At 63.6% G+C, this 9472-nt stretch carries 13 protein-coding genes; 6 read left to right on the top strand and 7 right to left on the bottom strand.

Features of this window, described 5'->3' with window-relative positions; all coding sequences use genetic code 11:
* The first annotated feature begins 121 nt into the window (after positions 1 to 121).
* Positions 122 to 919: a hypothetical protein gene (locus tag IPP90_07430; GenBank protein ID MBL0170552.1), complete on the top strand. Its 798-nt coding sequence runs from the start codon at positions 122 to 124 to the stop codon at positions 917 to 919.
* Here IPP90_07430 and IPP90_07425 read toward each other — a convergent pair.
* From IPP90_07425 to IPP90_07405, 5 genes are all read right to left on the bottom strand, one after another.
* Positions 912 to 1565 carry a toll/interleukin-1 receptor domain-containing protein gene (locus tag IPP90_07425; GenBank protein MBL0170551.1) on the bottom strand — a complete coding sequence of 218 codons (654 nt, stop codon included), beginning with the start codon at positions 1563 to 1565 and terminating at the stop codon, positions 912 to 914. The genes IPP90_07430 and IPP90_07425 overlap by 8 nt on opposite strands.
* 547 nt (positions 1566 to 2112) lie before the next feature.
* Complete coding sequence (locus IPP90_07420; GenBank protein MBL0170550.1) at positions 2113 to 2541, bottom strand: helix-turn-helix transcriptional regulator; 429 nt, start codon at positions 2539 to 2541, stop codon at positions 2113 to 2115.
* 30 nt (positions 2542 to 2571) lie between these two features.
* On the bottom strand, positions 2572 to 2961 hold the full coding sequence (locus tag IPP90_07415) for a type II toxin-antitoxin system RelE/ParE family toxin (GenBank protein MBL0170549.1): 390 nt from the start codon (positions 2959 to 2961) through the stop codon (positions 2572 to 2574).
* A 318-nt stretch (positions 2962 to 3279) separates the two neighbouring features.
* A complete protein-coding gene (locus IPP90_07410; GenBank protein ID MBL0170548.1) occupies positions 3280 to 3708 on the bottom strand; it encodes an XRE family transcriptional regulator in 429 nt (142 codons plus the stop codon).
* Positions 3705 to 3908, bottom strand: coding sequence for a type II toxin-antitoxin system RelE/ParE family toxin (locus tag IPP90_07405; protein MBL0170547.1), 204 nt, complete (start codon positions 3906 to 3908; stop codon positions 3705 to 3707). The genes IPP90_07410 and IPP90_07405 overlap by 4 nt, the downstream gene beginning before the upstream one ends.
* Before the next feature lie 390 nt (positions 3909 to 4298).
* Between IPP90_07405 and IPP90_07400 the strand changes: the two genes are divergently transcribed.
* The 4 genes from IPP90_07400 (at position 4299) to IPP90_07385 (ending at position 6791) form a co-directional block, all read left to right on the top strand.
* Positions 4299 to 4517 carry a DUF2283 domain-containing protein gene (locus tag IPP90_07400; protein MBL0170546.1) on the top strand — a complete coding sequence of 73 codons (219 nt, stop codon included), beginning with the start codon at positions 4299 to 4301 and terminating at the stop codon, positions 4515 to 4517.
* A 3-nt stretch (positions 4518 to 4520) separates the two neighbouring features.
* Positions 4521 to 5315 (top strand): SEC-C domain-containing protein, encoded by a 795-nt coding sequence (locus IPP90_07395; protein ID MBL0170545.1) that lies wholly within the window; start codon positions 4521 to 4523, stop codon positions 5313 to 5315.
* A 73-nt stretch (positions 5316 to 5388) separates the two neighbouring features.
* The gene (locus IPP90_07390) at positions 5389 to 5553 is read left to right on the top strand and encodes a hypothetical protein (protein ID MBL0170544.1); all 165 of its coding nucleotides are present in this window, start codon (positions 5389 to 5391) and stop codon (positions 5551 to 5553) included.
* 104 nt (positions 5554 to 5657) lie between these two features.
* Complete coding sequence (locus tag IPP90_07385; GenBank protein MBL0170543.1) at positions 5658 to 6791, top strand: carboxypeptidase regulatory-like domain-containing protein; 1134 nt, start codon at positions 5658 to 5660, stop codon at positions 6789 to 6791.
* Positions 6792 to 6803: 12 nt separating this feature from the next.
* Here IPP90_07385 and IPP90_07380 read toward each other — a convergent pair whose 3' ends face one another.
* The gene (locus IPP90_07380; protein ID MBL0170542.1) at positions 6804 to 7250 is read right to left on the bottom strand and encodes a DUF2442 domain-containing protein; all 447 of its coding nucleotides are present in this window, start codon (positions 7248 to 7250) and stop codon (positions 6804 to 6806) included.
* Between the two features lie 221 nt (positions 7251 to 7471).
* On the opposite strand from IPP90_07380, the gene IPP90_07375 reads away from it, so the two are divergent.
* Positions 7472 to 7741, top strand: a complete 270-nt coding sequence (locus IPP90_07375; protein MBL0170541.1) for a metal-binding protein — start codon at positions 7472 to 7474, stop codon at positions 7739 to 7741.
* Positions 7742 to 7779: 38 nt separating this feature from the next.
* Here the strand turns inward: IPP90_07375 and IPP90_07370 are convergent, their stop codons facing one another.
* Positions 7780 to 9303, bottom strand: a complete 1524-nt coding sequence (locus IPP90_07370) for an Ig domain-containing protein (GenBank protein ID MBL0170540.1) — start codon at positions 9301 to 9303, stop codon at positions 7780 to 7782.
* Positions 9304 to 9472 lie beyond the last annotated feature (169 nt).

Raw genomic sequence — 9472 nt, 5'->3', positions numbered from 1 at the left:
ACCGCAGGGCGTCGCATAGCGTCGAATTCGAGTTTCGATGCCGTATTGACGGGTACGAGACGCCTGGGAGCCACTATTGCCCTTCCGGAATGCACACTGAACTCTCTTCCAACATCCGATCATGGGCTCACATTTTCGCCGTATCGCCGCCTCAATCCCAGCGGTCCTGCTGGCCACGTCGATCGCCAATGCACAGACTCTCAAACTGACGGGCATCAGCTCGTACTGGGCGAACCCGAACGGCAGCTTCATATCCGCGCCCTGGACCAGCGACCATACGCCGACGGGCGGCAACTGGTTCGGCATTTGGGTGAGCGACACGCCGGGTGGCGCCTTCCTTACGGGAGCCTCCCAGAGCGACCTTGGCCGGTTGCTGTCGGCCGGGACTAATGATCTCTATGCCGCCCTCGATGCGGCGCCGCCCCATGCAGGCCTTGAGGCGTATCGGGGCTTCAATCTGTTCTTTGACAATGAGATCAATCCTCGCATCTCGATTGTCACACCAACCTCGACGTTCGCCAGTTATGCCACGATCGCCGGATCCGTGATGACCCCGCGGCTGCGATACGACGCCGGCCCGTTTGTGAACGCGGCCGGCGCCAGCGGGTTTACCGATAACGGATACGTCTACGCGCTCACCGCGTTCGATGAGCGAATGGCGGGCGACCGTGTCTACGCGAACCTACCGCAGGCCGACGGCTACGATGATCCCGAGTTTCATTTTGGCATTACGGTGACGTCCGTTGTTCCGGAGCCGTCGACGGAGCTGATGCTCGCCGCTGGACTGCTTTACTCCTGGCGTACAGAGGGCGCGCGAGGACGGTGGGGAGCGTCGAGATCTGAAACGAGTCCGAGCACTTGGTCGGGGCCATTCCTCTTTAGCCCCGACCCGGCGCCATTTTGGGCCGTTATCAGTTGAAGTCCCGCAGCGGGGCAAACGTCGTCGTTCGCGCGTCGAGCCTGGCGGCCAACGAATGCGCAGCCTCCGTCAGCTTTTCCTTGTTATTGATCCGCGCATCCTTGAACTGCGTAACCTGCAAGTATGACGACAGTGCAACGTCATCAAGGAGGACTGGCAGAATGAATTCACTCCGCAACGCCCGCCGTCGGATATGCGCGGCCGCCAGCTCCTCCTGGCAGATCATGGAGCTGAAATACTGGCGCGAGTAGAACGGCACGAAAATCTTCGCGCCGTCGATGGCCCCGGCGATCATCGAATTCCATCCATGCCCGGGTTTCAGGCGTTCCCGATCCATCCACACCGAAGTCCTCGGCCGCGCCGACCGGACCACGCTAAGGAAGTGGTCGATCTCGTTCACGCTGCCGTGCTGATAGCTGATGAATACTTCGTGTTCATTCACGACCGGCAGCACGGTCGCACGCGATCGGAATTGCCGGATCGCCTCCCGAACCGTGGGGACGCTCATCGCGTCATGCACGGCAATCACCGCGCGCCCGAGCGCCGACCCAAGCCGCATGTGACGCGTGAGCACCTCAAGCAACACGGGGACCACTTCACTGATCGATCGCTGCTGGTCGCCGGTCGCGATGAGGGGCATAGCCACACTGCGAATGCGATGGGTGTTCACTGCCGCCGAGTGCGAGCCCAATGGCCGCGATACTCACCTCGATGGGCTCCCCGGGCCGAGACTCGAAGCAGATGATCTGACTGAAGCCAACCGCCGTTGCAAGTTCCACTGGCAGGGGCGCTGAAATCCAGCACCGCCCCACGTCTCGGAGATCGTCAGCCTTCTGTTCGGCGAGTGCGCCAACATCAACCCCAATGCGCGCCAGAGCGCCAATCAACGAGGTTGCCGTTCTCGCGTAGTCGTTCTCGAACGCGGAGACCAGCAACGCATCGACTGGCGCGTGACACAGAATCTTCGTCAGGTCGCCCTCGACGAACGAGATACCAGGTGGCAGCGAGCCTGGAGGCGGGCGACAGGTATTCGAAAGGAAGCATCGGCGTTGATGAGCGGACTGTTGAGTTACTCGCGAGCACCAATGTCGGCCGTTCGCGGAGCTGTGCCGTCGAACATCCCGGTCAGGCGGTGCGATGTCAATCCAACGGGAACGGTGCCACTGCTGCGCGAGTCGCTGAACTTCACCCAGTCATGCACGCCCCCTCACCAGCCGCTTCTTTTCGATCGGCCGGACTCCTGAACTACGCGGAGTCTGCGCTAAACGAACAGGCTTCTTCGAACCGGTCGAGGGGAGGAAGCCCGGCGCGGCTGCGACAAACTTGAAGCTCACCTGCTCGCCAACTGCCGCCGCCATACGCCGCAACACGGCGAACGAATGCCCACGATACGCGCCATTCTCCATGCGTGCGACCGCCGATTGCGATGAGCCGATCAGCATGGCCAAGCCGAGCTGCGTGAGGCCGTGACGTTCGCGCAGCGCGTACACTTCCTCGGCGATCTCCGCAGCGGCCGCAGCGGCGGCCACACCCTTCTCCCATCCTGGCGCGCCGCCGAACATCTGCGTCATCACCTTCAACGCATCATTGCGCATAGGCTTCTGCGGTTTTCGCGATGCCATCGTGTTTGCTCCAGGGGGGAATGTGCGCGTCTATGCGGAAGGCGCCGTATGGGCGCGCGGTGCTGCCATGTACCTGCGGCGACGCAGCACTGCCCTGTCGATATCTGCCTCATCCACGGCAGCCTCCTTGGTGCACCCGTGCGCGATAACGGCTACCCCTTCCCCCGCAAAGAAGTAGAGTGCCCGATAGTTGACCCTGCCAATCTCTACGCGGAGTTCGTGCACACCGTCGCGGAGTGGTGCGGACGTGGGTCGTCGCAGCGCGTGCCCCTCCGATGCGAGTCGCTGTAGCGCTGCTGCGATCTTCATAGCGGCCGCCAGATTCTGCGCCTTGCCTGGCTCCGTCATCGTGCTCAGCCACGTGTCGAACGGCACGTGCCCGTCGAGATCCTGATATCGACGGAGATCGCAAGGAGGCATCGAAGGTCATGGTGGATGGTATCTCATATTTGAGATATGCGCAAGGTCGGAGGCCGCCCGCCTGGTTCGGCCGTTGGCTACTCGGCTTGCACGGTCGAGTGATTGTTCGTGAAAAGTCGTAGCGAATGGAATCGCCTGAATTCACGCATGGTGTATCACTTTCACGCACTCAGATTGCCTTGAGTTTGAATCCCATCCCGGAATTGTGGGGTCGCCGACTCCACAATCCGGCTTTGATGGCCTGACGCTCTTGTCGCACCTGTCGTACTCGCATTTCATGCACCTTTGGCCGAAGATGCATCCGCTTCAGCGAGGTGGTCAGCGAGGCACTCGCGCTTGTCGCTTCTGTCGTGTCGACGTCGCTTTCGCGGCTGACGTCACCGCCTGTGCCGAAGCGTTCCGACGAGACGCCGCGTTGGCAACGAATGATACGTCCACACGCTCGCCCACTGCGGTCGCGATGCGGACGAGCATCCGCAAGGAATGCCCGGTATACTCGGCATCCTCAAGTCGAGCCACCACGGACTGTGTGGTGCGTGCGCGGGCCGCCAGGGTCTTCTGCGTGAGACCATGTCGCTCGCGAAGCGCAAATATCTCCTCTGCAACGTTGCACTCAAGCTCGGCGCGCGCCACCGCGTCGGCCCACCCGGGTTCGTCGCCGAACAACTTGTCGATCAGTGCGACGCCGTCATTTCGACGCGCAGTTGATTTAGGCCGAGGGGGCATGTTCGTGGGTTCCATGGTCATGGGGACACTGGCCAGTGGACAACGTGGCGCGCTGGGGCTCTGAGATACATCGAGCGATACCGTAGCGCGCGGTCGATGTCTGCCGCATCCACGGCTCCCTCCTTGGTGCACCCGAGGGCAAGGACCGCGAAACCTGGTCCATCGAAGAAGTACAGCACGCGATAGTGGACGTGCTTGACCAGGACTCGCAGTTCGTGGATGCCGCGCCAACGTGATCAACCACTCCCGGAGTGGTATCAGCTGATCGGATACTTTGAACACGCGGACGGTGCACGGAGGCACGAGCGGGCATGGCCTGAGTATATCGCATTTTTGCGATACGCGCAATCAGGCACGTTCGCGCAGATGCGACGCGGGGCCAGTGCGACTGTTGGCTGCTCGCCCTGCACCGCCCAAACCATAGTTCGCTCAAATTGATCAAATGGGAATCCTCTGAATTCGCGCATGGCGTGCCATTCTGACGCTGGTGTATGGACACGTTCGCAGTCGTCCTCAACGCGCGCCGAGTGGAATTGCAACGCGACGGGCGATATAGATTCTGGGGCGAAGTGCACCAACCACAACGCCTTCCCCGACCGTCGATTCGCGCCATGAAACTCAACTACTATCCCGATACCGACTCGCTCTACATCGACCTCTCCGAGCGCGACAGCGTCGAGAGTCGTGAGGTCGCCGACGGCGTCGTGCTCGACTTTGACGTCGCCGGGAACCTTGTTGGCATCGATATCGATCAGGCCAGCACCAAGGTGCAATTGGGGCGGCTGGTGCTTCGCGGCATGACGGGACACATCGAACGCACGGTGGCGTAGCGCATGGATAGAAACGCTCCCTGTCCCTGCGGTTCCGGCAAGAAGTTCAAGAAGTGCCACGGCGCCGCCCTGCCCCCTGAAGCGGCGGCGCTGCCCGCGGAGGCGCGTGCGGAATGGCTGCGTGGCGACCGCGTACTGCAACGCCAGAAGCGCGTGGGGCAGGAGCTGCTCGACTGGGCCGAGAAGAAGCTGACGGCTGAGTGGATCGACGCGTCGCTTGATGCGTGGGGCCTGAAGGACGATGAAGACATCGACGAAGGCGTCGCCGATCTCTTCACCACCTGGTCGCTCTTCAACTATGAACCAACGGCACTTGGCCGGCCCGTTGCCGCCGCGTGGCTGGATGACGCCGTCGGCATGCGCGCCGATGCCGACACGCGCGCGCTGGTGAGCGCGGCGTTGCGCGCCCCGCTTGGCCTGTGGGCCGTCGAGACGGTCGAAGCCGGTGTCGGCGCCACGATCACCGATCGCCTCTCCGACACCACGTGCTTCGTACACGAGCCCGACCTCACGCACGACCTGGCGCCCACAGAGGTCGTGCTGGCGTACGTCGTGACGGTCGACGGCGTGCAGGTGTTCTCGGGGCTGCACGCCGATACGCTTCTGTTCATGGACAGCAAACCGTTACTGGCGGATGTCTTTGCCGACGCTGGCGTCGTTGCCGCGCCGCTTCCCGATGCACTGCAGCGAGACGCGTCCTGGCAGCTGCGGCTTGCGCGGCGATTTTCGGAGACCGCCTTGGCGCATTATCCGGATGATCTGAGCGAGAGCGACGCGGCCGGCGAGGATCCGACCTGACGCGCACGCTGCCCGTCACTTGCCGTCTCCCGTCGCGCGTATTTCAGTACGTAGTACACTAGAAGGAGGCGTCATGCGCACCATTTCGTTACCACTGGACGCGGAAGCCGATGCGATGCTCCGCGCGCTCTGCGAGCGGCTGGATGTCACGCAGACGGAGGTGGTGCTGAGGGCGCTCGTTCTGCTCGCCACCAACGGTACGCCGCGAACGCGCCGGCGGCGTGGTCCAACGTCATGAAGGTGGTGCTGACCCTTGATTCCCGGGACGTTGGCATCTACCGGACGAAGCGTGGGCGAATGCTGCGGGATGTGTTGGATGGAACACGCTGAGGCCCTCAGACCATGCGATTCCCCACGGCGCTGCTCGTCATTCTCGTCGCACTCCACGGCTCGCCGCGCGCGCTGTCCGCACAACGGCCGCCACGGGTCGCCACCGCGCACATCGAAGGCCTGGTATCCCTCAGCTCCGGCGCACCCGCACGTGGTGCCATCGTCACCGTCAACTGTCTCGGCTGCCTGGGCCGGATACACATCGACTCCACCGGTCGCTACTCGAAAGATGTCCCGCCGGGGCAGGTCACGCTCGAGGTTCGTTGTCCCAGCGCAACTTCCATGGGACCCATCGCCGAGTCACCGGCCCTGGTGCTCAAGGCAGGCGAACGGCGCGTGCATGATGTCGTCTTCCCACCCAATGCCTGTCGCGAGCCCGCGTTCGCAACGCTGCGTGGCGATTTTCGCGGTATCTACGTGCACCATTGGGAAGGCAGCACCTTTGCGTTTTGCGACGACGTGCCGGCCATGGCGCGCGAAGTACTGGCGCGCACGGATCCACCACCAACGATTGCGGTGAGTGTGCCGATGGCAAACGCCGCGAATACGCTGGATCATGTTGGCGTCATGCCCAACTCGCAGGGTCAGACACCGCTGTATGTGGAGTGGCGCGGCACACTGGCCGGTCCTGGTCAGTACGGAACGTGGGGATTGTCGGAGTACATGCTCACCGTGGACAGTGTGTATGCGGTGCGCGCCATGCGATTGGCCGACTGTCCGCGCATCAATCCACTCGCGGCGCGCACCCCCGCGCGATTCGATACGGCGGCTGTGGTGCTGGCCGCGTGGCGCGCCGCGATGGCGCGACCGGCGTCGCGCGCGCGCTCCCGCGTGCTCTCGGTGACGTCGCGCGTTGACCTCAACACCATGCCGCTGTCACCGTGGGTATCCAGACAATTGCGCGAACAGGGTGTGCCCATAGTGCGTCCGACCGATCTGTACGGCAGCACGCGGCGCGAGGCATATCACGTGGCCAACATGCAGATGCAGCCGGACAGCGCGGTGCAAGTGACGCTTACGGCCAGATATTTTGTACCGCGGGACGGGTTGGAGTGGTTCCGATCGCGAACCGACAGCGTACGCGTGCGTTGTGTGGCGGGGGCGTGCACAGGGCGCGTGGTGCATGCGCTGTGGGACCGCCCATAGCCGTAAGGCCGCCTATGGGTCGCGGGCCTGAGTGCCCGGACCTCGTGGCCGCCCGCCCTTCGCACCATTCGCGCGTGCAGCCCTCGCCTTGGCGGCCGACGTCACCTTGCCGGCAAGACTTGCCAGCTGACGACGCTGTTCCTTCTCGCCGATGACAGACAAGAGCAGCCCCGCCACACTCAGATCGACATCCAGCGCGGCCCAATGGAGCGAGAGCCCCGATGGGTGCACATCGGCAGAAGCAATTTGCGCCGGTGTAGCCGCGGCGAGCGCCGGAATCGCCCGCACCGGGAAGGCGAACAAGTACCCGCTCGTAAGTTCCAGCACCACGCGTTGTGCCTTCCTATCGTACCTCGCGCTCACCGCCCTCAGGCCCTTCTTGCGTTGCGCCGCATCGCGAGCGAGCGCCGCAGGGATCTGCGCACGGATCTCAGCGTCGCTGAGCTGATGACTAGTCATGATACATGCGCCACTGCTGCATCAGGAAAGGTGCATACTCTTCGACCACGTGCTGGGACAGTAACCCATCTGTTTGGTTTATGCAAGTTTGACACGATCGGCGCGACATGTCAGCAGGCACGGGCCTGTTCGCCACCAGCATTGTGAAGTGGTTGGCTCGCATTCGCTTCACCATTGCCTTGCACAGGCCGTCAATTCCGCCCTGAGCTAGCTTTCCCCTCATGCCAACCGAAAAGCAGTACACTCTCATCGGCCCCGACGGCGCCCGTATCACCAGCCCCGTGCCCGGCACCCTGGGCGGATACCGCAAGGCGCGCCGTTACGGGCGCCTGGACTGCAAGGTCGCCCGTCGTGCGCTGCATGAGGGCGGACTGTATGCCCAGCAGCGCGTGTTCTTCGCCGACGAAGCCACCGCGATTGCCGCGGGATACCATCCGTGCGCGCGCTGCATGCCGGTGGAGTACAAGGCGTGGAAGGCTGGCGCGCGGTGAGGGCAGCGAGACGCCCCTGCCCTCACCGCGAGGCATAGTCAGCGCTGACGTCGCGCTGACTGCGAATGCGTGGTCGGCGATGCGAAGATCGTACCGCTCAGTGCGTTCGTCAGCCCGAATGCCGACGCGACCGCAGACCCTGACTGCTGTCGACTCGCGAGGTCCGCTGCAGAGAGCGCATTCGCTCGCAGGTCCCATCGCGCGTCCAGGACAGCCCGCTGCGCCGCGAGGTCGGCCGCAATCACCTCAGCGCTGGCCGTGATGGCGCTGCCTGGACACGCGGTGAACAACGGCGGCAAACGCGGGCCCAGTCCGCCAACCCGAAACAGCATGGCCTTGGAGGATCCGAGAAACTCGCCGAACGCGAAACCGAATACCCGCACACTGGCGATGTCGAGCGAGAACGACTTGATGGCCGCGTTCGAACCGGGCTTCCACAGCGTGTTGTAGCTGGGCGACAGCTCGTCCCACGTCTGCGAGAACGCGGCACCGCCATCGAACGACATCGCCACCAGTCCGCTGGACGTGATCACGTGCGGTGTGCGCACCCACACGAAGAAGTACCCGCTTGATCCGCAGCTCACCACCAACTCCGAGTAATCGACAGTCCCCGATCGGTTGGTGATGGTGTTGTCGGCCTTGAGCACGAGAAATTGCGTGCCGCTGCTGGCGAGCGCCTCCCAATCGTACGCCGAGTAGGTGGAGGTCCACACCACCCCGTCAATCACCAGTCGGATGGTGAACGCACCAACCTGAAGCGGCGTCACCACACCGCCCTGTGTCACTGACGCCTGGGCCGCCTCAGCGATGCTCCAGCTGATGGGGCGATTGACAATGGTGCCATCGCCGAGTCGGAGCGTGACGGTGTAGCTGTAACTGTCGCCCACTTTGACGCGTGGCGCACCGCTGATGGTGACCGTCGCAACCGGCGGCAGTTGCACCGTGAGGTTCGCCGCCCCTGTGCGCCCTTCGCTCGTGGCCGAGATGGTCGCCGCTCCGGCGGCAAGCGCCGTGACGACGCCAGTTGCGCCGACCGTGGCCACGCTGGCGTTGGATGAGGTCCAGGCCACCGCCCGATCGGTCAACACGGTGCCGTTGCCGTCGCGCAGCACAGCCACAGCACTGGTTGACGCGTTGACAAAGACCACTGACTGCGCAAGCGCGACGGCAATCGTGGCGACCGGCGGCGGGATCACCGTCAGTGCGGCCGTACCGGATTTGCCCTCACTGCTTGCCGAGATCGTCACCGATCCGACGGCAATTGTGCTGATCACGCCGGCATCCGATACGCCGGCGATTGCGGGATTCGATGAAGTCCAGACAATCGTGCGGTTGCTGAGCGACGCACCGCTGGCGTCGCGGAGAGATGCCGCGGCACTGGTGCCGCCTCCAACGACTACTGATGACTGCGCCAGCGTGACAGTTACCGTGGCGACACTTGGCGGGGCTGGTGCCGGCGCCGTGCCCCCGTCCCCGCCACCACCACACGCCACTACCCACATTGCCAGGCCTGCGAGCACTAACGCCCGCTGCGCCGTACGTACTGCCTTCCACTCTGTCATATCCCCTCCAGTGATTGCACACGCGGCGCCTTCATTGGGCCGCTGCGTCAACCTGAGGCGAGGGTCTGACAACATCCCGTTCAGCCCGGCACTGTCGGTCCCCTCGGCTATGCTGCATCTTCGCCACAGTCGCCCCACTGTGATCGATTGCCCAACGCCACCGGAATGA

Source organism: Gemmatimonadaceae bacterium (genome assembly GCA_016720905.1).
GTDB lineage: Bacteria > Gemmatimonadota > Gemmatimonadetes > Gemmatimonadales > Gemmatimonadaceae > Gemmatimonas.
Note: the sequence above shows the minus strand (reverse complement) of the source record. Positions and strands in the feature narration are given on the sequence as shown.

What these genes read in the sequence shown, in the direction of transcription:
- IPP90_07430 (MBL0170552.1), top strand. Translation starts at nt 122, where the DNA reads ATGGGCTCACATTTTCGCCGTATCGCCGCCTCAATCCCAGCGGTCCTG.
- IPP90_07420 (MBL0170550.1), bottom strand. Translation starts at nt 2,541, where the DNA reads ATGGCATCGCGAAAACCGCAGAAGCCTATGCGCAATGATGCGTTGAAG.
- IPP90_07415 (MBL0170549.1), bottom strand. Translation starts at nt 2,961, where the DNA reads ATGCCTCCTTGCGATCTCCGTCGATATCAGGATCTCGACGGGCACGTG.
- IPP90_07410 (MBL0170548.1), bottom strand. Translation starts at nt 3,708, where the DNA reads ATGACCATGGAACCCACGAACATGCCCCCTCGGCCTAAATCAACTGCG.
- IPP90_07400 (MBL0170546.1), top strand. Translation starts at nt 4,299, where the DNA reads ATGAAACTCAACTACTATCCCGATACCGACTCGCTCTACATCGACCTC.
- IPP90_07395 (MBL0170545.1), top strand. Translation starts at nt 4,521, where the DNA reads ATGGATAGAAACGCTCCCTGTCCCTGCGGTTCCGGCAAGAAGTTCAAG.
- IPP90_07390 (MBL0170544.1), top strand. Translation starts at nt 5,389, where the DNA reads ATGCGCACCATTTCGTTACCACTGGACGCGGAAGCCGATGCGATGCTC.
- IPP90_07385 (MBL0170543.1), top strand. Translation starts at nt 5,658, where the DNA reads ATGCGATTCCCCACGGCGCTGCTCGTCATTCTCGTCGCACTCCACGGC.
- IPP90_07380 (MBL0170542.1), bottom strand. Translation starts at nt 7,250, where the DNA reads ATGACTAGTCATCAGCTCAGCGACGCTGAGATCCGTGCGCAGATCCCT.
- IPP90_07375 (MBL0170541.1), top strand. Translation starts at nt 7,472, where the DNA reads ATGCCAACCGAAAAGCAGTACACTCTCATCGGCCCCGACGGCGCCCGT.
- IPP90_07370 (MBL0170540.1), bottom strand. Translation starts at nt 9,303, where the DNA reads ATGACAGAGTGGAAGGCAGTACGTACGGCGCAGCGGGCGTTAGTGCTC.